This window comes from Paraburkholderia sp. USG1 (assembly GCF_031570135.1).
GTDB classification, from domain to species: domain Bacteria; phylum Pseudomonadota; class Gammaproteobacteria; order Burkholderiales; family Burkholderiaceae; genus Paraburkholderia; species Paraburkholderia dioscoreae.
Genome location: NZ_JAMWXW010000002.1, coordinates 408,325 through 432,760 on the forward strand (window position 1 = coordinate 408,325; position 24,436 = coordinate 432,760).

General features: G+C 62.8%; 22 protein-coding genes. 13 read left to right on the plus strand and 9 right to left on the minus strand.

The genetic code is table 11. The annotated features are described in order from the left end of the window. Nucleotides 1-79: 79 nt before the first annotated feature. Both NE850_RS04365 and NE850_RS04370 read right to left on the minus strand, forming a co-directional pair. Nucleotides 80-880, minus strand: a complete 801-nt coding sequence (locus NE850_RS04365) for an alpha/beta fold hydrolase (RefSeq protein WP_165189033.1) — start codon at nt 878-880, stop codon at nt 80-82. Continuing rightward, the gene (locus NE850_RS04370; RefSeq protein WP_007177900.1) at nt 877-1,911 is read right to left on the minus strand and encodes a M14 family zinc carboxypeptidase; all 1,035 of its coding nucleotides are present in this window, start codon (nt 1,909-1,911) and stop codon (nt 877-879) included. The genes NE850_RS04365 and NE850_RS04370 overlap by 4 nt, the downstream gene beginning before the upstream one ends. 292 nt (nt 1,912-2,203) lie before the next feature. Between NE850_RS04370 and phnC the strand changes: the two genes are divergently transcribed. From phnC to NE850_RS04390, 4 genes are all read left to right on the plus strand, one after another. Then, nucleotides 2,204-3,109, plus strand: coding sequence for a phosphonate ABC transporter ATP-binding protein (gene phnC, locus NE850_RS04375; protein ID WP_310698475.1), 906 nt, complete (start codon nt 2,204-2,206; stop codon nt 3,107-3,109). A gap of 41 nt (nt 3,110-3,150) precedes the next feature. After that, complete coding sequence (gene phnD / locus NE850_RS04380; protein WP_007177902.1) at nt 3,151-4,128, plus strand: phosphonate ABC transporter substrate-binding protein; 978 nt, start codon at nt 3,151-3,153, stop codon at nt 4,126-4,128. Next, nucleotides 4,125-4,967, plus strand: a complete 843-nt coding sequence (gene phnE, locus NE850_RS04385; RefSeq protein WP_007177903.1) for a phosphonate ABC transporter, permease protein PhnE — start codon at nt 4,125-4,127, stop codon at nt 4,965-4,967. Before phnD ends, phnE begins: the two co-directional genes overlap by 4 nt. Nucleotides 4,968-5,289: 322 nt before the next feature. Then, the gene (locus tag NE850_RS04390) at nt 5,290-6,126 is read left to right on the plus strand and encodes a DMT family transporter (protein WP_310698476.1); all 837 of its coding nucleotides are present in this window, start codon (nt 5,290-5,292) and stop codon (nt 6,124-6,126) included. Nucleotides 6,127-6,138: 12 nt separating this feature from the next. Here NE850_RS04390 and NE850_RS04395 read toward each other — a convergent pair whose 3' ends face one another. Then, nucleotides 6,139-7,644, minus strand: coding sequence for a PLP-dependent aminotransferase family protein (locus NE850_RS04395; protein WP_007177905.1), 1,506 nt, complete (start codon nt 7,642-7,644; stop codon nt 6,139-6,141). Between the two features lie 123 nt (nt 7,645-7,767). Between NE850_RS04395 and NE850_RS04400 the strand changes: the two genes are divergently transcribed. Both NE850_RS04400 and gabD read left to right on the plus strand, forming a co-directional pair. Further along, the gene (locus tag NE850_RS04400; RefSeq protein WP_035517326.1) at nt 7,768-9,051 is read left to right on the plus strand and encodes a 4-aminobutyrate--2-oxoglutarate transaminase; all 1,284 of its coding nucleotides are present in this window, start codon (nt 7,768-7,770) and stop codon (nt 9,049-9,051) included. Nucleotides 9,052-9,061: 10 nt separating this feature from the next. After that, nucleotides 9,062-10,522, plus strand: a complete 1,461-nt coding sequence (gabD, locus tag NE850_RS04405; protein ID WP_007177907.1) for an NADP-dependent succinate-semialdehyde dehydrogenase — start codon at nt 9,062-9,064, stop codon at nt 10,520-10,522. A gap of 85 nt (nt 10,523-10,607) precedes the next feature. Here the strand turns inward: gabD and NE850_RS04410 are convergent, their stop codons facing one another. The 3 genes from NE850_RS04410 to NE850_RS04420 all read right to left on the minus strand — a co-directional run bounded on the left by NE850_RS04410 (nt 10,608) and on the right by NE850_RS04420 (nt 13,512). Beyond that, nucleotides 10,608-11,603 (minus strand): NADP-dependent oxidoreductase, encoded by a 996-nt coding sequence (locus NE850_RS04410; RefSeq protein ID WP_310698477.1) that lies wholly within the window; start codon nt 11,601-11,603, stop codon nt 10,608-10,610. Between the two features lie 476 nt (nt 11,604-12,079). Next, nucleotides 12,080-12,409: a DUF4148 domain-containing protein gene (locus NE850_RS04415; RefSeq protein WP_007177909.1), complete on the minus strand. Its 330-nt coding sequence runs from the start codon at nt 12,407-12,409 to the stop codon at nt 12,080-12,082. Nucleotides 12,410-12,519: 110 nt separating this feature from the next. Next, nucleotides 12,520-13,512 (minus strand): GlxA family transcriptional regulator, encoded by a 993-nt coding sequence (locus NE850_RS04420; protein WP_007177910.1) that lies wholly within the window; start codon nt 13,510-13,512, stop codon nt 12,520-12,522. 343 nt (nt 13,513-13,855) lie between these two features. Between NE850_RS04420 and NE850_RS04425 the strand changes: the two genes are divergently transcribed. The 5 genes from NE850_RS04425 (at nt 13,856) to NE850_RS04445 (ending at nt 18,392) form a co-directional block, all read left to right on the plus strand. Further along, nucleotides 13,856-14,809: a choline ABC transporter substrate-binding protein gene (locus tag NE850_RS04425; protein ID WP_007177911.1), complete on the plus strand. Its 954-nt coding sequence runs from the start codon at nt 13,856-13,858 to the stop codon at nt 14,807-14,809. 41 nt (nt 14,810-14,850) lie between these two features. Further along, on the plus strand, nt 14,851-15,780 hold the full coding sequence (locus NE850_RS04430) for a 3-keto-5-aminohexanoate cleavage protein (RefSeq protein ID WP_310698478.1): 930 nt from the start codon (nt 14,851-14,853) through the stop codon (nt 15,778-15,780). Nucleotides 15,781-15,867: 87 nt separating this feature from the next. Next, nucleotides 15,868-16,833 carry an L-carnitine dehydrogenase gene (locus NE850_RS04435; protein ID WP_007177913.1) on the plus strand — a complete coding sequence of 322 codons (966 nt, stop codon included), beginning with the start codon at nt 15,868-15,870 and terminating at the stop codon, nt 16,831-16,833. 97 nt (nt 16,834-16,930) lie between these two features. Continuing rightward, a complete protein-coding gene (locus NE850_RS04440) occupies nt 16,931-17,431 on the plus strand; it encodes a thioesterase family protein (RefSeq protein WP_007177914.1) in 501 nt (166 codons plus the stop codon). 1 nt (nt 17,432) lies between these two features. Then, nucleotides 17,433-18,392 (plus strand): alpha/beta hydrolase, encoded by a 960-nt coding sequence (locus NE850_RS04445; RefSeq protein ID WP_310698479.1) that lies wholly within the window; start codon nt 17,433-17,435, stop codon nt 18,390-18,392. Between the two features lie 165 nt (nt 18,393-18,557). On the opposite strand, the gene NE850_RS04450 is transcribed toward NE850_RS04445, so the two are convergent. Next, nucleotides 18,558-19,520, minus strand: coding sequence for a response regulator (locus NE850_RS04450; RefSeq protein WP_007177916.1), 963 nt, complete (start codon nt 19,518-19,520; stop codon nt 18,558-18,560). A gap of 324 nt (nt 19,521-19,844) precedes the next feature. Next, nucleotides 19,845-20,519, minus strand: a complete 675-nt coding sequence (locus NE850_RS04455) for an HAD family hydrolase (RefSeq protein ID WP_007177917.1) — start codon at nt 20,517-20,519, stop codon at nt 19,845-19,847. Between the two features lie 172 nt (nt 20,520-20,691). Here NE850_RS04455 and NE850_RS04460 point away from each other — a divergent pair, with 172 nt between their 5' ends. Then, nucleotides 20,692-21,483, plus strand: a complete 792-nt coding sequence (locus NE850_RS04460; RefSeq protein ID WP_007177918.1) for a hypothetical protein — start codon at nt 20,692-20,694, stop codon at nt 21,481-21,483. Between the two features lie 176 nt (nt 21,484-21,659). Here the strand turns inward: NE850_RS04460 and NE850_RS04465 are convergent, their stop codons facing one another. Then, nucleotides 21,660-23,429 (minus strand): hypothetical protein, encoded by a 1,770-nt coding sequence (locus NE850_RS04465; RefSeq protein ID WP_232064377.1) that lies wholly within the window; start codon nt 23,427-23,429, stop codon nt 21,660-21,662. Between NE850_RS04465 and NE850_RS04470 the strand changes: the two genes are divergently transcribed. Then, nucleotides 23,423-23,587: a hypothetical protein gene (locus NE850_RS04470; protein ID WP_310698480.1), complete on the plus strand. Its 165-nt coding sequence runs from the start codon at nt 23,423-23,425 to the stop codon at nt 23,585-23,587. The genes NE850_RS04465 and NE850_RS04470 overlap by 7 nt on opposite strands. Nucleotides 23,588-24,436: the final 849 nt, after the last annotated feature.

The following is a 24,436-nucleotide window of genomic DNA, read 5'->3' on the forward strand; positions in this document are numbered from 1 at the left end:
CGACCACCATGCGACGAATGACCGGACTTAGGTTATACCCGCTGCCGCTCGCCGCGCCCTGCGCAAATAATCCCGCTGCTCAAAGCACGGCTTTGGGAACCGCATGCTCCTCGCCGAGCCATGCGCGGACCTGCTCGCGGGTCCACACCGGGTCGTCGTGCGGCAGATCGTGACCGGCCCACGAATGCTCGTAGTGCAAGGCGCCCCACGCCGCCGCGAGCTTTGCCGAACACACCGGGTCGACCAGTTTGTCGGCGCGCGAAGAAAGAATCAGCAACGGGCATTCGGGTCGCGCCGCGCCTGCGGTAAAACGTGCCGCTGCCCAGAGTTGCCGCAATGCATTGCCGCGGCTCACGGGCGCGCTGCGCCGGATCCGGCTCCATGCGTCGAGATCGTCGCCCAGTGTCTCGACGTTATTGCATGTCAGCCGATGAATGCCGTGTTCCGCGCGCGGCGCGTCGCGCCAGCGCGCGGCCACGCCCAGCAGGCCCGGCCATGCCGAAGGACGCAAGCGTTCCTGCGTCAGGCTAAACGGCCGCATGCTCGTATTGATCAGCACCAGCCGTTCGATCTCGTAGGGATACCGTTGCGCCCAGTCCGTCGCCACCATGCCGCCGAGCGACATGGCCAGCACGCAATACGGACCCGGCATGCCGCTTTGCAAGGCGGCATTGCGCACGAAGCCGACCATGTCCGTGACCGTCGACGGCGCGCGCAGGTGCGCGAATTCGCCGTTGCCCGGCAGATCGAGCAGCAGCAGACGGGCAGGCGCGCCCACATGGTGCGGCGCTTCGTTGACCGCTCCTTGCAGCAAGCCGGGCAAGCGGCCCCAGTGGCGGATTTCACGCGTGAGTCCGCGCAGCAGAATCCACGTGCTCATAGGCTTTCCGGGTTATACCAATGGTCGATCGCGTTTTGCAGCAGTTGCTCGCGACGATTGCCTTGCGGCAGCCAGCGTTGCGACGAAAACGCCGCGCGCGCCAGAAAGTCGAGCAGGTTCGCGTGACGCCGCAGCACGCGCGCGGTACGGTGCGCCTTGACCGGATTGAACATGCCCTGCCGCGAAAACAACTGCCGCGGGTTCTTCTTGATCCACAGCCACGAACCCAGTTCCAGGGTCATCGGCAGAAAGACATTGGAAGCGGGCGCGCGATCATACGCGAAGTCCCACAGATCGCCATGCAACAGATATTGATGGCTCTGTGGTTCGAACGCGTAGCCATGATGAGGATGCGCGCGTTCGAACATGGTTTTCAGCATGTACATTTCCGGCAAATGCGGCATCAGCTTGCGCGTGCGCGCGTAAGGAAACCAGATGCTGTCGCTCCAGCCATAGCCCGAATGACAATCGAGCGCAATGCTCAACGGCCGATTGGCCAGTTCGGTTTCGACCACGTGCAGCAGCGCGGCGGCCTCGGGTTCCATCGGCGCACCCGCTCGGCCGCGATACCACGGCAGCCAGGCGCCCACGCGCTGACCGCCCGCCAGTAGCGGCACGCGTTCGTCCGCGTTCTGCGGCGCGTTGCGCATCAGATCGACGCCGTTCGGGTTGGCGCGCGTGGCCGCCCACATGCCGCCCGGATTGACGATCGGCATAAAGATCAGACGAATGGACTGCAGTTGACGCACCAGCAGTTCGTCCCATTCGAGCCGTGCAAGCAGCGCGCGCATGTAGTCGAGCACGAGTTGCGAACCGATCCGCTCGAGCCCGTGAATGCCGCCGAAAAAGCCGATTGCCGGCGCCTGCGGGTCGGTGGATCCGATGCTCGCGGTATGAACGGCGAATTGCCGGCCGCGCACCGTCGTCTCGCAGACGGTGCGGATTGCGAAGCTCGCGCTGCCCTGATCGAGGATCGCCCTGAGATCTTCGTACTCCGCAAAACTGTCGGGAAGGAAGCTCAGAGGCTGCATGACGAACGTCGAAAGGAATTGCAAGGTTAATGGGGACGGCACACCGATTGACGCAATATAGCCTGGCGCAGAGCGATCATGCTGAAGCAGCGTGAGCCGAGCCCGATCGTGTCACACGCATGACATTTTTCACGCCGGCGAATGACTTCGATTTGCCTTTCCGGCGACGCAAAAAAGACACGAAAAGATATAGTCGTCTAGACGTTGCGATGCCTTCACTCAACCGTCACAGACGCTTCCTAGAATGAGCCCCACACATGCCGGCAGTGGCCGGATGCATCAAGGGGTACTTATGGACGCAATTCGGGAAGCAATCCGTATCGAACGGTTGAGCAAGACGTTCAGCAACGGCCGCAAGGCGCTGGACGAAATCGATCTGCGCGTCGAGCCGGGCGAGATGGTTGCGTTGATCGGCGCCTCGGGTTCGGGCAAGTCGACGCTGCTGCGACATATCGCGGGCTTCACGGCTTCGGATGCGCAGCCGTCGCAGATCGAGATTCTGGGCCGGCCGATCCAGCAGAACGGCCGCATAGTGCGGGAAGTGCGCAGCATTCGCCGCGATATCGGCTTCGTGTTCCAGCAATTCAATCTGGTGAACCGCCTCTCGGTCGAAACCAATGTGCTGATCGGCGCGCTCGCGCGGCTGCCCTGGTGGCGCCGTCTCAGCGGGCGTTTTCCACGCGCCGAGCGGGCCTTGTCGATCGCCGCGCTCAACGAGGTCGGCATTGGCGAACATGCGCGCGAACGCGCCGCCAATCTTTCCGGCGGCCAGCAGCAGCGTGCCGCGCTCGCCCGTGCGCTGGTGCAGCGCGCGCGTATCGTGCTCGCCGATGAACCGATCGCCTCGCTCGACCCGGAATCGTCGCGCCGCGTGATGGACATGCTGCGCACGCTGAACATCGAGCATCGGCTCACGGTTCTGGTGTCGCTGCATCAGGTCGAGATCGCCATGCAGTATTGCCCGCGCACGATTGCGCTGCGGCGCGGCAAGGTGGTCTACGACGGCCCTTCCGCCGCGCTCACACCGGCGCTGCTCAAAACGCTCTACGGCGACGAGGCGCGCGAACTGATCGATGAAGCCGCCCAGGGCGCGGACGATATCGAAACTAAAAACACGGCGGACAACACGCCGCTTCAGGACGCTGCACCCACCTCGGGCCGCTACGCGTTCGCTCTCAATCCGGCGCACTCGAACTGAGCGCGCCCATTCATTCTGCTAACTCAACCGGGTCTCAAACAATGACATTCCTGCGTTCATTGATCACGCTGGCCGTCGGCGCGGCTGCCTTCGCCTGTGTCGCCACCGCGCAAGCCGAAGACATCAACCTCGGCATCATTTCGACCGATTCGTCTTCCGTGCTGAAACAACGCTGGGAGCCCCTGATTCAGGACATGAACAAGCAGACCGGGCTGAACGTCAAAGCCTTCTTCGCGACGGACTACGCCGGCATTATCGAAGGCATGCGCTTTAACAAGGTGCAGGTCGGCTATTTCGGCAACGCGTCCGCAATCGAGGCAGTGGACCGCTCGCAAGGTGAAGTGTTTGCGAAGGTCCAGTACGCGAACGGCGACGCCGGTTACTACTCGGTGCTGATCACCAACGTGAACAGCCGCTTCAAGACGCTCGACGACGTGTTCAAGAACACGAAGGACGTCACGCTCGGTTTCGGCGATCCGAACTCTACCTCGGGCACGCTGATTCCCGGCTATTACCTGTTCGCAAAACACAATACGCCGGTCAACACCTCGTTCAAGGCCGTGCTCCCGTCGAGCCACGAAGCCAATCTGCTGGCCGTGGTGAACAACAAGATCGACATCGCGACCAACAACACCGAGATGCTCGACACACTGAAGAAGGAGCATCCGGACAAGTTCGCGCAAGTGCGCGTGCTGTGGAAGTCGCCGCTGATTCCGTCGGACCCGCTGGTGTGGCGCAAGGATCTGCCGCAAGCCACCAAGGACAAGCTGCGCAACTTCTTCCTGAACTATGCGAAGACCGATCCGCACGAAAAAGCGGTAATGGCCGCGATTACCGGTTACGGCGGCTTTGCAGCATCGTCGGATACGCAGTTGTTGCCGATCCGCCAGGTCGCGCTGTTCCAGCAGAAGCAGAAGATCGAGAGCGACGCGCATCTCTCCGATGACGACCGCAAGACCCAGCTGGCCGCGCTCGATGCGAAGCTGAGCGCGCTGAACACCGCGCAATCGAAGCAATGAACACGGTCGATCTGCTCACGTCGCCGGCGCGTGCGAGCGAAGCGCTCGTCGCGCAGGCGGCGCGTCATCCCGCGCCGGAGGCCGGCAAACGCAGCTGGCTGTCGCTGCTCGGCTGGATCGCCGTGCTTGCGGTGTTGGGCGGCGCATGGCACGGCGCCGATATGCGTCCGCTGGATCTGCTCAGCGACTCCGGCAACATGGGCCAGTTCGCCAAAGACTTCTTTCCGCCCGACTTCACCGAATGGCGCAGCTATCTGCACGAGATGTACGTGACGCTCTCGGTGGCGGTGTGGGGCACCGCCCTCTCGCTCGTCTGCGCGGTGCCGTGCGGACTGATGTCCGCCCACAACATCGCGCCGATGTGGATCGTCCAGCCCATGCGCCGCATGATGGACGCGTGCCGCGCGATCAATGAAATGGTCTTCGCCATGCTGTTCATCGTAGCGGTCGGACTCGGTCCTTTTGCGGGCGTGCTGGCGCTGTGGGTGCACACCACCGGCGTGCTCGCGAAGCTTTTCGCCGAAGCCGTCGAGGCTATCGATCCGCGTCCGGCCGAAGGCGTGCGCGCCACCGGCGCCACCAGTCTCGACGAAATCATCTACGGCGTGCTGCCCCAGGTGCTGCCGTTGTGGATCTCGTTCGCGTTATATCGCTTCGAATCGAACGTGCGCTCGGCGATGGTGGTCGGCATGGTCGGCGCGGGCGGCATCGGCGTGGTGTTGTACGAAGCGATCCGCTCGTTCAACTATGCGCAAACCGCCGCGGTAATGATCATGGTGATCGTGGTCGTGACGGTGATCGACCTCGCGTCCGCGTGGCTGCGCGAGCGCGTGACCTGAGGTTGCCTGAAGTTGCCCGACGTCGTTGCCTGAAGTCGTTGCCTGACCTCGCCGGCGTGACGGCCCGGCGCGAAGTCTGGCGAAGCAGCGTTTCGTCGACTTCTTGTCGGCCGTCGCGCCGCGTTTCAATTTGCGTTTCCACCAGAATGCGTCGCAGCCCGCCCGTCCTGGCAGCGTCTCTTTGACGCCACAAATCGCCGCATTTTTCCAAATAAAACCCCTTCAATCAGGTCATCCACTGCTCCGTTCCGGCGTTCTGCTGGAATAATCACGGGCTTGCGGCCCGGCCCCGGGCCTTCGCTTCCCCTCCTCCCGGTCTTCGATGGAAACCTTTGTCGTTTTGCTGGTGCTGCTCTCTGCGCTGCTTCACGCCACGTGGAACGCGTTTCTGCATCTTTCGGAAGATCGCGTCTGGCTGCTCGGCATGATGGCGATTCCGTATCTCGCCGTGAGCGCGGTCGGCGTGGTCGTGCTGCCCATGCCCGCTCCGCAGGCGTGGCCGTATATCTTTGCATCGGTCGTGCTGGAATTCGGCTATCTGCTGGCGCTGATTCGCGCCTATAAAAGCGGCGACTTTGGGCAGATCTATCCGATTGCGCGTGGCCTCTCGCCGATGCTCGTATTCGCTGGCGCACTGGTCTTCGCGCATGAAGCGCTCAAGCCGGTGGCCGCTATCGGCGTGGCGCTGGTGTCGATCGGCATCATCTCGCTGGCGTTTCGCCGCGGCATGCGCTTTTCCGGCGAGAGCGTGCCCTTCGCGCTCCTGACCGGCCTGTTCATCGCGGCGTATTCGGTGGTCGACGGAATCGGCGCGCGCGTAGCGGGCAATGGCCTGAGCTACATCATGTGGGTCTATCTGATCTGGAATATCCCGCAGTTTCTGTTCGCCTGGCATTGGCGCGGCGGCGTGAAGGGGCTTTTCATCGGCCGTGCGCTGGTGCTCAAGGGGATTGCGTCGGGCGTGCTCGCGTTGAGCGCTTACTGCCTGATCATCGAGGCTTACCGCTATCTGCCGATTGCAATGGTCTCCGCACTGCGCGAGATGAGCTCGATCTTCGCGGTGCTGATCGGCTGGCTGTTCATGCATGAAAAACTAACCACACGGCGTATTGTTGCGTGCGCGCTGGTGACGTTAGGCGCAGTGCTGATCAGGATTTGAGCCAGCCCTCCCTCACGCAAACTCCGGCAACGTCACATCGATCGCATCGGCCAGCATGTTGAATGCCGGCGCGATCTCCTCATCCGGCACGCACGCGTAGCCGATCAGCAAACCCGACGGCGCCAGCGACGGTTGCGCGTAATACCCCGACAAAGGCCGCACGACGATATTGCGCTCCAGCGCCGCAGCCGCCACCCGTCGGTCGTCGCTGCCTTCGGGCAACTGCATCACGAGATGCAGGCCGGCGTCGCCGCCCACGGCCGGCAAGGCGTCGCCGTAACGGTGCGCGGCGGCGTCGAGCAGCGTCTGGCGGCGCTGTCCGTAAAGCGTGCGCATCCTGCGGATATGCGACGTGAAATGCCCTTCGGCAATGAACTCCGCGAGCATCGCCTGCTGCAGCAACTGCCCCTCGCGATACAGCTCGGCGCTCGCGGTGGCAAAACTCTCCGCCAGCGCTTCCGGCACGACGAGATAACCAATGCGTAAACCCGGAAACAGCGTCTTGCCGAAACTGCCCACGTAAATCACCTGCCCCGACGTGTCCAGGCCCTGCAATGAGGCGAGCGGCCGGCTGCCGTAGCGATATTCGCTGTCGTAGTCGTCCTCGATGATCCAGCACTGGTTCTGGCGCGCGTATTCGAGCAACATGCGGCGCCGCGCAAGACTCATCACCATGCCGAGCGGGTATTGGTGCGAAGGCGTGACGAGCATCAGCTTGGGCGGCTGGGCGAGGTCGTCGGCGGAAGGATTGATCCCTTCCTCGTCCACGGCGATCGGTCGCGATTGCAGACCGGACACGTGCATCACGCTACGCACGCCCCAATAACAGGGGTCTTCGGTCCAGATCACGTCGCCCGGATCGGACAGCAGGCGCACGGCAAGGTCGACCGACTGGTGAATCCCCGTCGTGATGATGATCTGTTCCGGCGTGCAGCGCACCGAGCGCGAGGTGCGCAGATAGTCGGCCAGCGCGTGCCGCAGCGAAGCCAGCCCGCCGCCCGGCGCATACGTGAGCAGGTCTGGGCGCAACCGCCGCCAATACTTGTTGTGCAAGCGGCTCCATACGCGCGCCGGAAACTTCGTGACGTCCGGCACGCCGGGCATGAACGCGCCCCACTGACGCTTGGACACGCCCGCGCCTGCAATCAGCCGCGCACCGCGCGTGGAAAGCGCACGCTTTGCCTGCAGCTGCGACGACTCTGCGCGCATATCGGGCGCCTCGGCATCGGGCACGCCGACGATCTCGTCCGGGGCGCTGTCGGCAACGAACGTGCCACGCCCGGTGGCCGAACTCACATAGCCTTCGAGCACGAGTTGCTCGTACACCTGCGTCACGGTATTGCGCCCGATGCCCAACTCCTGCGCCAGTAAACGCGACGACGGCACCTTGCTGCCCGGCGGCAATTCGCGCGACAGGATCGCCTGCTGCAACAGCCGATGCAGCTGGCGATAGATCGGCTGGCCATTGCCGCGATCGAGGCGCTGGGCCAGCCAGTCGGACAAAACGCTCGCGCGCATTGATTGGCTCCTATATTTTTATTGAAATGGCTCTGAAGTTAAGAGCCAAATCTCATTATAGTCGTTGCATGTGCCGCGCTGTCGGCGTGGCGTCCGCAAAACCGAGGAGCGAAGGAGATGACCATGAAGAATGCCGAACTGAAGAGCCGCAAAGACGCAGCCACGCCGCGCGGCGTCGGAGTGATGTGCGATTTCTACGCCGAGCGCGCTGAAAACGCGGAGCTGTGGGATATCGAGGGCCGCCGTTTCATCGACTTCGCGGCCGGTATCGCGGTGTGCAATACGGGCCACCGTCATCCTAAGATCGTCGCCGCGATTCGCGACCAGCTCGATCACTTCACCCACACGGCGTATCAGGTCGTGCCGTACGCGTCGTATGTCGAACTGGCCGAGAAGCTCAACGAACGTGCGCCGGGCGACCATCCGAAGAAAACCGCGTTCTTCACGACCGGCGCCGAAGCCGTCGAAAACGCGATCAAGATCGCCCGCGCCGCGACCGGCCGCCCCGGCGTGATCGCCTTCACCGGCGGTTTCCACGGCCGCACGTTGATGGGCATGGCGCTGACCGGCAAGGTCGCGCCGTACAAGATCGGCTTTGGTCCGTTCCCGTCGGACGTGTTCCACGCACCGTTCCCGAATCCGCTGCACGGCGTGACCACCGCCGATTCGCTGAAAGCCATCGAATTCCTGTTCAAGGCCGACATCGATCCGAAACGTGTGGCCGCGATCATTTTCGAACCGGTTCAGGGCGAAGGCGGTTTCTATCCGGCGCCGGCCGAATTCGTGCGCGCCTTGCGCAAGCTGTGCAATGAGCACGGCATTCTGCTGATCGCCGACGAAGTCCAGACGGGTTTCGCACGCACCGGCAAACTGTTCGCCATGAATCACTACGACGTGGTGCCCGATCTGATGACGGTCGCCAAGAGTCTCGCCGGCGGCATGCCGCTGTCGGGTGTGATCGGCCGCGCGGATGTGATGGATGCGGCGGCGCCGGGCGGCCTCGGCGGCACGTATGCGGGCAATCCTCTGGCGGTGGCCGCCGCGCATGCGGTGCTCGATATCATCGACGAAGAGAAGCTGTGCGAACGCGCCACGCTGCTGGGTGACCGCATCAAGGCGAGGCTGATCGCACTGCAAAGCGACGTGCCGCAGATCGCCGACGTGCGCGGCCCCGGCGGCATGGTCGCGGTCGAGTTCTGCAAGGCAGGCACCACCGAGCCGGATGCGGAGTTCACCAAACGCGTACAGACGCGCGCGCTCGAACGCGGCTTGCTGCTGCTGGTGTGCGGCGTCTATTCGAACGTGGTGCGCTTCCTGTTCCCGCTCACGATTCAGGAAGCGGTCTTCGACGAAGCGCTGGCGATTCTCGAAGACGTGATCAAGGACAGCGTCGCCATCACGGCTTGAGGAACGACACATGACCACGTTGACCTTGAAAGACCCGTCGCTTCTGAAAACGCACGCGTACATCGCAGGCGAATGGCAAGGCGCGGACGACGGCTCGACCTTCGAAGTGAAGAACCCCGCCACGGGTGAAATCATCGCGACGGTGCCGCGCATGGGCACGGCGGAAACCCGCCGCGCGATCGACACGGCCAACGCCGCGTGGCCCGCCTGGCGCGCCATCACCGCGAAGCAGCGGGCGGTGATTTTGCGCAAATGGCACGACCTGATGATGGAGAACGCCGACGATCTGGCGAAGATCCTCACCACGGAACAAGGCAAACCGCTCGCCGAAGCCAAGGGCGAAATCCAGTACGCCGCTTCGTTCCTGGAATGGTTCGCGGAAGAAGGCAAGCGCGTGAACGGCGACACGATCCCGACGCCGGCCAACGACAAGCGCATCGTCGTGACGAAAGAACCGATCGGCGTGTGTGCCGCGATCACGCCGTGGAACTTCCCCGCGGCGATGATCACGCGCAAAGTCGGTCCGGCGCTGGCGGCAGGCTGCCCGATCATCGTCAAACCGGCTGAAGCCACGCCGCTCTCCGCGCTCGCCCTCGCCGTGCTGGCCGAACGCGCCGGCGTGCCGCGCGGCGTGTTCAACGTCGTGACCGGCGAGCCGAAAGCCATTGGCGCGGAAATGACGGGCAATCCGATCGTGCGCAAACTGTCGTTCACCGGTTCGACGCCGGTCGGCCGTTTGCTGATGGCGCAGTGCGCGCCCACGGTCAAGAAGGTATCGCTCGAACTCGGCGGCAACGCACCCTTCATCGTATTCGACGACGCGGATCTGGATGCCGCGGTGGCCGGCGCGATTGCATCGAAGTATCGCAATAGTGGCCAGACCTGTGTGTGCACGAACCGTTTCTATGTGCACGACAAGGTCTACGACGCATTCGCCGAGAAACTGCGCGTCGCCGTCGAACAGCTCAAGGTAGGCCGCGGCACCGAAGACGGCGTGACGCAAGGTCCGCTGATCAATGAAGCCGCCGTGCTCAAGGTCGAGTCGCACATCGAAGACGCTCTTGCCAAAGGCGCGCGCATCGTCACCGGCGGCAAGCGTCATGCGCTCGGCCACGGCTTCTTCGAGCCGACCGTGCTCGCCGATGTCACGCCGGCCATGAAGGTGGCGCGCGACGAAACCTTCGGGCCGCTCGCGCCGCTGTTCCGCTTCTCGTCGGACGAGGAAGTGATCCGCCTCGCCAACGATACGGAGTTCGGCCTCGCGTCGTACTTCTACAGCCGCGATATCGGCCGCGTCTGGCGAGTGGCCGAAGCGCTCGAATACGGCATGGTCGGCATCAATACGGGCCTCATCTCGAACGAAGTCGCGCCGTTCGGCGGCGTCAAGCAATCGGGCCTGGGTCGCGAAGGTTCGCATTACGGTATCGACGACTATGTGGTCATCAAGTACATGTGCGTCGGCGGGATCTGAACGCATAGCCTGAAGCGAGAAACGGCCACGCCGGCATGTCCGGCGTGGCCGTTTTATTTGACCTGCAGAGTGCGTAGCGAGTTTTTCACTCTTGCGACTGCGACTGAGACTGCGACTGCGACTGAGACTGCGACCGCCCGAGCATCTCCGACACCTCGACAACGATCTTGCCGCGCACGTGACCTTTCGCGAGCCTGGCGAGTGCGTCTGCCGTCTCATCGAACGGGTAGGTTGCCACCACTTCCACGCGCACCTCGTCCTCGTCGATCAGCGAAGCGATCCTGCCCAACTGCGTGCCGTCGGGCCGCGCGGTGTAGCGCCCCGCATGGGCGCCATGACTGGCCGCCTCGGTTTGCGACGGCTCGTTGAGTGTCGAGATCAACGCACCGCCGGGCGAGACCACGGCCCATGAACGGCGCTGCGTGTCGCCGCCCACAAGATCGAAAACGAGATCCATATCGCGCGCCACCTCTTCGAATCGTTGCGCGTGATAGTCGATCACGTGATCGGCACCGAGCGAGCGCACAAATTCCACGCCGTCACCGGACGCGGTGACGAAAACCTCTGCGCCCTTACGCTGCGCGAATTGCACCGCGAAGTGGCCGACGCCGCCCGCGCCGGCATGAATCAGCACGCGCTGCCCCGCCTCCAGGCCGCCGTGATCGAATAACCCCTGCCATGCGGTCAATGCCGCCAGCGGCACCGCGCCGGCCGTCACCGCGTCCGCGGTGGTGGGACGGCGCGCGAGCGCTTGCGCATCGACGACGACAAATTCCGCGTAAGCGCCCTGCCCCTGTCCGACGAAGCCATACACCTCATCGCCGCGTGTCCATTCCCCGACGCCGGTGCCGACACGCTCGACCACGCCGGCAAAATCGCGGCCGAGCGTGTACGGCAGCCTGTCTTCGCGAATCAGCGGATACTCGCCTGCGCGCGTCTTGATGTCGACCGGGTTAACGCTTGCGGTCTGCACGCGCACGAGTACTTCGGTGGAGCCCGGTTCAGGCACCTCTATCTTTTCCGACTGCAATACCTCAGGGCCGCCGAAGCGATGAATTCGATAAGCGAGCATGGTGCTCATGGTTGCCTCCGTGCAAAGTGCGGTATCAGCTTGCGGGAAGCGCCCGATGCAGGCGCCTTCGATAATTCCCGTCGCAGACCGCGCGCAAGCGGCGTTCCTCGTTTTGAACGGTGTTGGGCATGCAGTCGAACGAGCATCGCTCCCGCCAGTTGGCCAAGCGCTGATGCGCCGCTCAATCCCGGCGTATGGGATCCCGCGCGGGTTCATCGCCGCAGCGATAAAGAGACAAAGTACCGACACGCCGTTCTAATCGTGTCGACTTGTACCAGGTAATGTTGGAGAGTTTTGCGAGGACACTTCGCAGACAAACAGGAAGACTCGCTTATCGGATAGATACTTTCCGGCGTAGCCGGAACCACACTCCCGTCAGTACGAAAGCCGTCGTGATCGCCGTGTGCCGGCGGCCGCCGTTCCGGTCGGCCGCTGCACACGCGGATGACGCGAGCTACTGCGTACTGACAGGTACCGACATCGCATCAGTTGTGGCTGTAGTTGACGACAGGAGCCGAGTACGAGCTATGCGTCGTTTCCGAACGGACGCCAGCCTGCGACGAGCCATTCGTAGCCGAACCATAACCGCTGGTTTGAGCAGCGCCATTCTGTGCTGCTACACGTGCCTCGGCAGCCTGAATATCCGCCGGGTAATCAGTGTCGCTCGCGGTGGCCGGGTTATAGCCGGCCTTTTCCAGCTGAACCAGTTCGGCACGCACTTGAGCGCGCGTAACCGGCTGATTCGATTGAGCAAAAGCGGCGAGCGGCGCGGAGATGAGGGCGGCGATAACAGCGGCTTCGATCAGGGATTTCATGATAACTACCTCCAGAGATTGTTTTTGCCACGCTGCAAACCTGTTTGTCTGCAGCGGATGTAGACAGTCTAGGAGTCAGGGTATCTAGGGTAAACCCCCGATCAGCCAATTCACTGTTGCGGTAAACGGGACAATTGCGCTTCAACGCCTCTACGCGGATCCATGCAAGGCTGCCGGTCGCTTCTCGGGCTCGCGCCGAAGCGCGCGCGATACGTCCGCGAAAAGTGCGAGGGCGACTCGAATCCGCACGCCACACAAATCGACGTAATCGACATGTCGGTCTGTTGCAGCAACTCGCGCGCACGCGCGAGACGCAACTGCTGGTAGAAATGCGTCGGCGTGTCCTTCAGCAAAGCGCAGAAGAGCCGCTCCAGTTGCCGCCGCGTCACGCCGATCTCCTGCGCGAGCCGATCCGGCGTCAGCGGTTCTTCCATATGCTGTTCCATCACGCCGATTACCTGAATCAGCTTGCGGTTGTGCACGCCATAACGTGCGGCAATCTCCATGCGCTGATGATCCGAGCGTTGGCGGATCCGGCTCACCACGAATTGCTCTGAGACCGCCGAGGCCAGCGCGGCACCATGCTCGCGCCCGATCAGGTCGAGCATCATGTCGATCGACGCCGTGCCGCCCGCACACGTAATGCGCCGCGCGCCGATTTCGAACAGTTCCTGACTCGCGTCCAGCGACGGATAGCGCTCGCGAAACGCCGACAGCGCTTCCCAGTGCACGGTCACACTGTCCGCGCTCCCCAACAGCCCGGCTTCCGCGAGCACGAAGCTGCCGGTGTCGATCCCGCCGAGCGTCGCCCCCGCGCGGTCGAAGCGCTTCAGACAATCACCCAGCGCGCGCGTATAGCAGGCGAGAGGCTCGAACCCCGCGACGACGAACAGCGTTTGCGCCGCGCCCACGTCGCCAATGGCCGCATCGGCATTGATGGAAATGCCGTTGCTGGCGGCCACCGGCGCGCCGTCGAGACTCAGAATGCGCCAGCGGTACAGATCGCCCTGAAAGCGGTTCGCCACGCGCAACGGCTCCACCGCCGACATGAAGCCGATCGCCGAATAGCCCGGCAGCAGGAGGAACGACATATCTTCGGGCATCGTGCAAAGACTCGATCAGGAGACGGAAACGCGGCGGACTTGGGTTCCGGCGAGCGTAGCAAGCAGCACGCAAGCCGGCAAGGCACGCCAAAATTCGCGCCTCGACCGCTGCTGCACGCAAGGCGAAGCAACGCAGGTTTTCCCTCATTGTCGCGTGGAAGCAAGAACGGGTCGCTGGCGGTCGCTTTGGCCGGAATATGGGGCATTAACGTTACGTCATCGTGCAGTTCAGGCATCACACAGGCCGTATCGCATGTCCGGGGGCCGCTCCGTCCGGTTTTCATCTGCTCAGGCGCGGCCCGGTTCGAAACACGCTGTTGAACGTGTCAGAAGAGGGAACATCATGAAGTTACGCATCAAAGCCGTGCTTGCCCATCTTGCGTGCCTCGCGGCCGCCGTCGCTGCGCCACTGGCCTTTGCCCAGGATCCGGCCGCCTGCCGCACGGTGCATTTTGCCGATATCGGCTGGACCGATATCACCTCGACCACCGCGCTCGCTTCGACCGTGTTCGAAGGGCTCGGCTATCAGCCGGTGACGACCGTCGCCTCCGTGCCCATCTCGTTCGCGGGCCTGAAGAGCAAACAACTGGACGTGTCGCTCGGCTACTGGTGGCCGGTGCAGGAAAAGGCGATCGCGCCGTTCGTCGATTCGAAATCGATCCAGGTGCTGCAACCGCCTAACCTGACCGGCGCCAAGGCCACCTTCGCCGTGCCGAGCTACGAATACGACGCAGGACTGAAGACCTTCGCCGACATCGCCAAACACCGCGAGCAGCTCGACGGCAAGATCTACGGTATCGAACCCGGCAGCAGCGCGAACGCGGCGATCCAGAAGATGATTGCCAGCAATCAGTTCGGCCTTGGCGGCTTCAAGCTGATCGAATCGAGTGAAGCGGGCATGCTCGTCTCGGTCGATCGCGCGATCCGCGAGAAGAAATGGGTGGTCTTTCTGGGCTGGGAACCTCATCCGATGAACATCCAGATCGATATGAAATACCTCACCGGCAGCGAGGGCGTATTCGGTCCCAACGACGGCGAAGCACGCGTTTATACGCTGACGTCCCCCGACTTTCTGACGCGTTGCCCGAACGCGGGCAAGCTCGTGAGCAACCTACGCTTTTCGACGCAGCTCGAAAACGTGGTGATGCAATCGGTCATGAACAAGGAAAAACCCGCCGACGCCGCCAAGGCGTATCTAAAGAAGAACCCCCAGATACTCGATGCATGGCTTGCCGGCGTGAAGACCTACGACGGCAAGGAAGGCCTGCCCGCGGTCAAGGCTTATCTGGGTCTTTGATCCCGGCAGTCGCGCATTTCAAACCACAGGAATTAGCACGCATGAATCATGAAGTCATCGTGACCTGCGCGGTCACCGGAGCAGGCGATACCGTCGGCAAGCATCCGGCCATTCCCGTCACACCGAAACAGATCGCCGAGGCCGCCATTGAAGCCGCCAGGGCCGGCGCCACCGTTGCGCATTGCCATGTGCGCGATCCGAAAACCGGCCGCGGCAGCCGCGATCCGCAACTGTATTGCGAGGTGGTGGACCGGATTCGCTCGTCGGGCACGGACGTGATCATCAATCTGACGGCCGGCATGGGCGGCGATCTGGAGATCGGTTCCGGCGAAGACCCGATGCGCTTCGGCGCGGGCACGGACCTGGTCGGCGGCCTGACGCGACTCGCGCATGTCGAGGAGCTGCTGCCGGAAATCTGCACGCTCGATTGCGGCACGCTCAATTTCGGCGACGGCGACTACATCTATGTATCGACGCCCGCGCAATTGCGAGCCGGCGCGCGGCGCATCCAGGAACTCGGCGTAAAACCGGAACTGGAGATCTTCGACACCGGCCATTTGTGGTTCGCCAAACAATTACTCAAGGAAGGTTTGCTCGACGCGCCGCCGCTGTTTCAGATTTGCCTCGGCATTCCGTGGGGCGCGCCCGCCGACACCACCACCATGAAAGCGATGGCCGACAACCTGCCGCCCGGTGCGCAATGGGCCGGCTTCGGCATCGGCCGCATGCAGATGCCGATGGTCGCGCAGGCCATGCTGCTCGGCGGCCACGTGCGCGTCGGCCTCGAAGACAACATCTGGCTCGACAAAGGTGTGCCCGCAACCAACGGCACGCTGGTGCAACGCGCGGTGGAAATCATCGAACGGCTCGGCGCGCGCGCGCTGACGCCCGCCGAAGGACGCCGCAAGCTGGGCCTGCCCGCGCGCGGCGAGCGTCAACTGGAGCGGCGCGCGGCGGGACAGTACGCGTGACCGTGCAGCAGACGCGTTGCATGCATGGCAACGCGCCTCGGAATCAGACAACAATCAGACAACACACAGGCAAAGGAAACGTCAGCAATGGCAGTGATCGTCGATATCAAAACATTCGCGGCAATCGGCGTGGGCGTGATCGGCAGCGGCTGGGTGGCGCGCGCGCTCGCGCACGGGCTCGATGTCATCGCGTGGGATCCGGCGCCAGGCGCGGAAAAGCAATTGCGCGAGAACATCGCGAACGCCTGGCCGGCGCTGCAGCGCGCGGGCCTCGCCGCGGGCGCGTCGCCCGAGCGCTTGCGCTTCGTCGACACGATCGAAGCCTGTGTCGGGCAGGCGGATTTCATTCAGGAAAGCGCGCCGGAACGCGAGGAACTGAAGCTCGCCTTGCATGAGCAGATCAGCCGCGCAGCGAAGCCGGACGCGATCATCGCTTCGTCGACGTCGGGTCTTTTGCCGACCGACTTCTACGCACGGGCGGTGAATCCGCAGCGGTGCATTGTCGGCCATCCGTTCAATCCGGTGTACCTGCTGCCGCTCGTCGAAGTGGTGGGCGGCGAAAACACCGCGCCGGCAACCATCGACGCCGCGCTGCAGGTGTATCGTGCTCTTTCGATGCGGCCGTTGCGCGTGCGCAAGGAAGTGCCCGGCTTCATCGCCGACCGCCTGCTCGAAGCGCTGTGGCGCGAGGCGCTGCATCTGGTCAACGAAGGCGTGGCGACCACCGGCGAGATCGACGACGCGATCCGCTTCGGCGCGGGCATCCGCTGGTCGTTCATGGGCACGTTCCTCACCTACACGCTGGCGGGCGGCGACGCGGGCATGCGCCACTTCATGCAGCAGTTCGGACCGGCGCTGGAGTTGCCCTGGACTAAACTGATAGCGCCGAAGCTGACGGACGAACTGATCGACCGGGTGGTGGACGGCACGGCTGAACAGATCGGCCCGCGGTCGATCAAACAGCTGGAACGTTACCGCGACGATTGCATCACGAGCGTGCTGGCGGCGATCGCGGAAGCGAAAACGCGGCACGGCTTACAACCTGGCGATTGATGCGATAAGTCGCGAGGCGCGCCGCCTGCGCCGAAGCGTGGGCGGCACGTCGGCCTGTGGCCGATGCCTTTGATACGAATGACGGAGAGAATTGCCGATGCCGCAACCTGCTGCCCTGCCCTACTATCGCGATACCGTGCGAGCCGAATGGGTCGATTACAACGGCCATTTGCGCGACGCGTTCTATATGCTGATTTTCAGCTTTGCAACCGACGCACTGATCGACCAGATCGGATTGCCGGACGCAGTGCGCAAAGAACGCCTGCGCTCGATCTACACGCTCGAAGCGCATATCAACTATCTGCATGAAATCAAGGAAGGCGCACAGGTGCGCGTCGACATGCGGGTGCTCGGGCACGATGCGAAGCGGCTGCATCTGTACCTCGAAATGTTCGCCGACGATGGCGGCGAGCCGGTCGCCGCGGGTGAGCAGATGTTGCTGCATGTGGATACCGGCGGGCCGCGCGCCGCCGCGTTCGACCCGGATGTCGCGGCGCGCGTGCACGCATTGGCCGACGCGCACGCCGCACTTCCACCAGCCACGTTTGCCGGCCGCGTGATCGGTCTGCCCGCCGGCACGAAACCGGGCGGGACTTGACATGCTCGAGCCAGAAATTGCCGCGTTCGTCGAAAGAACTGCCGCGATATACCCGGGGCAGTCGGCTTCGCTAACGCCGCCCGAACAGCGCGAGATTTACGACCGGTACGCGGCTGCGTTCACGCCCGCGCTACCCGTTGGAATCGCGACTCAGGACGCTGCGTTCCAATCCGGCGCGGGCCATCCGATCGCACTGCGGCTGTACAGCAACCGCGCAAGCCACCACGAAGCGGCGCGTGGCACCGTGCTGTACTTTCACGGCGGCGGCTTCGTGCTCGGCTCGCTGGACAGCCATCAGATCGTGACCGCGCGCATTGCCGCGGACACCGGTCTTGACGTGATCGCGGTCGACTACCGGCTTGCTCCCGAACACCGCGCTCCCGCCGCGCACGAGGATTGTCTGGAAGTCACGCTCGCCGCGCTGAACGGGCGCTTGCCGTTCGATCTGCGTGCCGACGCCGCACTGCAACTGGCAGGCGACAGCGCCGGGGCCACGCTCGCCGCCAGTGTGGCGATGCGCTTGCGCGACCACGGCATTCAACGCCTACGCGGGCTGGCGCTGGTTTATCCGATGCTCGGCACCGACCCTCAGTCGCCCGCGCGCGAAACCGAAGCGCACGCACCCATGCTCAAGCTGGCGGACGTTCATGCTTTCCGCGATCTGTATTGGGGCGCCCACCCACCCTATCCGGCATGGACGATTCCGCTCGAGGCGACACACTTCGACGGACTGCCGCCGGTGCTCGCGATCGCCGCCGAACATGATCCGTTGAGAGACGACGCGCGCGTATTTGCCGAGCGTATCAATGCGGCTGGCGCAGAAGCGCGGCTCTGGATCGGCGCAGGACTCGTGCATGGATGCTGGCGCGCTATGGAATCAAGCCCCGGCGTGCAGAGGTTGCACGCGGAGGTGTGCCGTTTTCTGTCCGCCCGTGCGGTGCCGGCGTCTGCCGACGGCTAGCCCGGAGGCGCGCGCGGCGCCGTGCGCATCACGATCAATGGCATGAACAGACGCGTCGCGCCCTGCCTGATCAGTACGTGCAGCCCGACCGAACACCATGAATGTCGCGGGCACGAAGGCAACCGGAATGGCTCACATGCATGTGGCTCGACGTGCCGGCAAAACTCAGCGATTCCGCTCATTCCGCCATTGCGCGAATGTCACGAGATCCAGGCCTAGGTCGGCCGCGTCGATCGGGGTCCAGCAGTAGAAAACGTCATCCCAGTCCGGAATGGCCTGCGGTGTCAGCGTCCTGAATTCGACGCCGGAACGGTAGGCCAGATTCGGCCAGAATACCGGCATCACCTCGCGCACCGCCATCTGCTTCAACAGGTCGGCCGGGCCGTCTTCGTCCGCCACGATTTCGCCCTGGGAGATCCAGTCGTTCTCGGCCCACGCGACGAAAACGCTCGGGCTTCCGGCACGGTCGAACATGAGAATGGCGTCCTGTTCCGGGCGCCAGTAGTATTCGACGATACTGTGCGCCGCCACCAGTTCGTCGATGACTTTGCGCGTTCTGGGATCGCAATACGTCACACCGTTCTCGCCCAACGCCAGCCAGCCCGCTTCCGAACAATGCCTGTTTTTGGCATCTTTCAGGAAATGGGCCAGCCGGTTGGCGGAATCGATATCCGTTTTTCGCAGATATAAATCGACGATTCCGGCATTGAAGGCTTTGACCGCGACGGTTTCGTCCGCCACGCCGGTCAGCAGCACCTTTGCGCAGCGCAGATTGGAGATGGACGAAAGGAACTCGACGCCGTTCATGCCCGGCATGTCGAAATCCACGACCACCGCCGCCACTTCCGCAAAGCGGGAACTGCGGGCCAGAATGTCCCGCTCCGCCGAGCTTTCCACGTAGCGCTCGAAACCCGTCTCGCTCACACAGGCCGACGCCGGCGCAAACTCCAGCGAATTCTCGCGAGCATGCTGGCGGATGAAGGCAAGCGCGGTTTGAGGCCGCGTGAAAAACAGATTGGTGGCGGGATCCGGAAAGAAACGCCGCAAGGCGTCCAGGTAGCCGTCGTTGTCATCCACGAAAACAACCGTTGACGGATACAGAACAGGTGGTCGGATAAAGTTGTTCATATTTTCACGTGGTTCGTCGTCGCGCCGCCGCTCGAGGATGACCGCGGCAAGTCAGCAGCCGTAAGACAAGGCGAGTCCGTAAGCCACGTCGCGGCGAAGCGGCCCCTGATATGAGGGGCGGCCGATGCCTCGACGATTGCCCTGGACGCCCGCACCCACCTTGCCGCGTCAGGTTTTCCGTGTGTTCGCATATGGAACACGCCGGCGTGCCTCATACCCGCTTATGGGGCAGATTCTCTCATGCTGGTCCCACGAGCCGGTATTCCGCTGAACTATATAGTACCAACGGCAGTGCTGGGAAAATCCGCGAGATACAACCCGTTTTTACGGCCGCGACGCCACCTCGTCCAGATGCTCCAGCAGATCGGCCGGATCGTCGTAGACCCGCAGCGCACCGGCACGTTCGAGTTCCTCCGTGCCGTATCCGCCCGACAGCAGGCCCACGCCCAGCGCACGGCAGCGCCGCGCCGCCAGCATGTCCCAGATACTGTCGCCGACCACCACCGTATTTTCGACGGGCACGCCGAGGCGCCCAGCCGCGGCGACGAACAGATCGGGATCCGGCTTGGCATATTTGACGTCGTCGCGTGTCACGACAACGGCCTTCGCAGGATCGACGCCCAGTGCCTCCAGATTGAGCGCCGCCGTCTCCATGCGGCCGCTGGTCGCGACGGCCCACGGCGTTCCGGCCTGCGTCAGCGCGTCGAGCAAGGCCCGCGCGCCCGGCAACGGGCATACCTGTGCGCGCAATCGCTGATAAGCCGCGGCGTGAGCATGACGAAGACGCTCGACCCGTTCGGCACTGATTTCACCGTGCGTCTCGCGCAGAAGCTGATGAGTGAAGAGGCCGCCGCTCATGCCGATCTTGCGGTGAATTCGCCACACCGACAAGGGAATCCCTTCGCTGTCGAGCGCTTCTTTCCAGGCCAGAACGTGCTGGTAGACGCTGTCGACCAAGGTTCCGTCGAGATCGAAGAGGAAAGACGTCTGGATTCGCATGGTGAGCTCCTGTTGATGACCACGTCCTCCAATATGCCATGTCCCGGGTTCCGCCGGTCGCGCGATCAGGCCTCCTGCTTCGCCGCTTCGAACTTCCAGACGCGACGCGGGCGACAATCCACCCGCAGTGCCGTTCATGCTAGCCTCGTGACTTCCGCTAATGGGACGTTGCATGAAAACACCTCGATTGCGCCTTCATGGCCTGACCCGGCGACACACGATTGCGATGCTTGCTGCTCTGTTGACGTTCTCGATGAGCGCCAACCACTCTGCCCTCGCACAGACCGAAAACACGACCGGGGTCACGTATTCCGGCACCGTCGGCGAAGCGAAGGTCGGCATGACGCTCGTTTTGCACGGCAAAGCCATAGGCGAGGGACATTACTTCTACTATCGCTACCTCAAGGACATTGCACTGACCGGCCAACAGTCCGGCAGCAATCTGACGTTACAGGAAGCGAACGGCACCTTCAATCTGCACTTTGTAGGCAACGGATCGAATGGCGAGAAGCCACTCGATTTTCCCAATAGCGTGGGCCTTGCCGGCACCTGGAGCGGCGGCGGAAAAACTTTGCCGGTCAAACTCGCACTCGAAGGGATGTCACCAGCGGATGCGAATGCGGGGCACCTTTACGCGATGATCACCGACGAAACGGATGAGACATTCGAGGCGCGGGCTCAGGGCTTTTATTTCGCCGCGCTGAAGGGCGATCCGAAGCAGGCCGCGCGCTTCGTTCACTTTCCGCTGCGGGTGAACTGGGGCGCCGCGCGCCACGAGACGATAGATTCGGCGAATCAGCTTGCCGCCAACTGGCATCGCATATTCATGCCGAGGTATCTTGCGGCGCTACGCGATGCGGTTCCGCACGATATGCCGGTTATCAGGAGCCAATACGCCATGCTAGGTGCCGGGCTTGCGTTCTTTACCGATAAGGGTGTCGAGGTTTTGAACGCGAAGCAGTAGGGATCGCTCGCGGATCCGGATGAAGTACTGTCGAATGTGATCGGCTTCAGCGACAGCGTCAGCGCTACACATCGTGATGGTTCGGCATTCCGCCAATGCGAAAATCGACGCGCCGCCATTGATACCGGCGGCGCGTCGATCGCTTTCAGCGCTGGCTGGACTGCTTGCCGGGCTACTTACTGGCCCGTGTAACCGAGCGGAACAGTAGCGTTGGCCTTGGCAACCGTCGCGTTGTTCGACACGATGTACTGCGGCACTTCGGTGAGGGTCAACGCGACCCGGCCGTTGGTGTACGCAAGCGTGCTGACATTGCCGTAACCATCGATCCTGGTCACGTTGCCCGAGGTGCCGGCGTTGTCGACCTGCAGCGAATAGCTGGTCGAATAGGTCTGGCTATACGTGCCGTTGCTCGCCGGCCACTGCGCGTTGTTGTGCGTCCACGCCGCCGTCACGACCTTGCCGTTCCCCAATTGCTGGAACGCATACGCGAAGACTCCCGACGGTGCGCCCTTGATCCGGCCCAGCGTATTCGTGCCGTCGAGAGCCCGGGTCATCGTCGCGAAAGCCATTGCTTCAGGTTTCGGCGAAAGGTTCGTCGCCCCGAACGCGCCTTGTGCGTCGTTCAGATCGAAGAACGAGCCGTAGCCCACTTCACCAGGATAGTCGGCACCGTAGAACAGCGTCGTGACCTGAGCGCCGCCGCCAAGCACGATGATGTGCGCCCGCACGCCAACCGCCGCATGCGCGAACAACTGGTTCTGCGAAGGTACATTGGGACCGTAGTTAAGGCCCGGATCGTAGCTCACGCCGGCTTCGGTGAAGAAGAGCTTCATGTTCGGCTTGCCTGCCTGCATGACCGAGCGCAGCTGCGTCATCTGATTGTCTAGCGCGTTGGCCTGGTTCGCCGGATCCGGATCCGAGTCCTGCAACTCAGGCGGATGGGACGGGTACGTACCCGCATTCCAGTAGCCATGCGTTGCGACCGCGTCGATGTAATTCCACAGACCGAGTGCGCCGAACTTCTGCAGATAACCCGTCGTGCAGGTATCGCAATTCGCGGCAAACGGATTGCCGGTGCCCATCACGACCGCATTCGGATCGGTCGAGTGAATGCCTTGATAAGCAGCCTTGTACATGGCGACGAAGTTCGCGTCGCTATCCGCCCAGCCGAGGCTCGGCTCCCAGGTCACCTGATAGTAGTTCTTCTGCTGGTTCGGATAATTAGCGGCACGAATCAGGCTGGTATCGGTACCGACCTTCGCCATGAAGCTCTGGAATTCAGGCATGTTGGAAGGAGCGTAGTAGCTGTCGTTGAACTGACCGGTTTTCGAATCCCACGCCGGCAGTCCGTCGAGACGCACGATACGCATCTGGTCCGGATTGGCTTTATAGAACGGATCGAGGTCATTCACGCTCGGCGTATAGGTGTTCGGACCGTTGGGTTCCATGGCTGACACCTCGCGATCGTCGATCGTCCAAGAAATGCCCAGAGCGTGCAGCGCGGCGATGTTGCCGTTGAAGCCCTGCATACCGAAGCGGTGCTGATCCTGATGCGCATACGTCACGGTGCCCAGTGCCGAACCCAGATTCGGCAGTACACCGAAGGTCGCGATGCCGACCGGGCGCGTGCCGCTTCTCGGCAACGTACCACCGTTCGAACGCAGCGTGGCGGTGAGTGCGCCATAGCCGGACCACGTCGACGTACACGGAATCGTACTGGTTTGCACGCCTGCCTTGACTGCAAAACTTCCCTGTGTCTTGATCGCGCCAGTCGAATCCGCTACTGACCAGACGACGGTATCCGCGCTCGGTGCGTTCGTCGTAATCGCCAGCTTGAACGAGGCGTTGTTCTGGAACACGCGCAGACCGTCGGTGGTGGGCGTATCGGCGCTGATCACGCCGTTCGCGGTTCCGCCGGCCGTTTGCGTCGGCGTGCTGCATGACATGGTCGAAGTGCCGGGAGCCGGTGCGGGCGTGGGCGTGGGGGTCGGAGTCGGAGTCGGAGTCGGAGTCGGAGTCGGAGTCGGAGTCGGAGTCGGAGTCGGAGTCGGAGTCGGCGTGGGAGCCGGAGTTGGAGTCGGCGTCGGCGCAGGCGCCGGCGTAGGCGCGGGAGCCGGAGTAGGAGTCGGGGTCGGTGTTGCGGCGACCGCCTTAATCCAGCATGACTTGCCGTAGCCGTACGCCGGGTCTGACTGCGACACCGCGCCGACATAGCAGCCGACGCCGTTGCTGAACGTACGCGGCGCGGTCAACATCACCGAAGGCGCGTTGGGTGGAACCGCACCGAACACCACCGAGGCCGTTCCGAGGAAAGAGCAATTGCCATTCTCCTGTGCGCACAACTTGTATTGCTGTCCTGAGACCGTGATGGTTGCCTGAGCTTGCGCACTTTCCGCGGCAAACGATGCCAACACTGTCGCTGATGCAACTCCCAATAGTTTCAAGTATCTCGTCATTGTCCGTAAGTTTCGCTAAAAGCAGGTTTTCCCCGAGAATTCAGCAAGATCGATCAGTCGTCCCGCTTTGGCGTTATTGAGTACAGAGAGAGAGGTGAAGCTGGGAACGCGATGACCGCGTTCATTGCTGATGAAACTGAAGCCTTGATGTGCCGCTATTCAGTGGCAATCGCACTATCCGTCCGCGCGCATGCTGACTATCGCCAACAACAGCGCGATCAGCGTTGCTACCCCTCGTGTCGGGCAACCATTCATTTATTACGTGATACTTACCATTTTATCGAACGATGATTTCTCGACAAATCGCTATCAACATCTGCATATGAAATTTCTACGCAGTCGATCGGGCATAGCGCGCACCAAAATCAGACGGCACGCACCGATTGCGTGAAAATTCCCATCGGCTTCCTGATCGCTGCAAAGCATTTCACCGATCGCCTGACCGGGAAAACGTCACAAGGGATTCATGCATGCCGCCGACGCGACTGGAACATCTG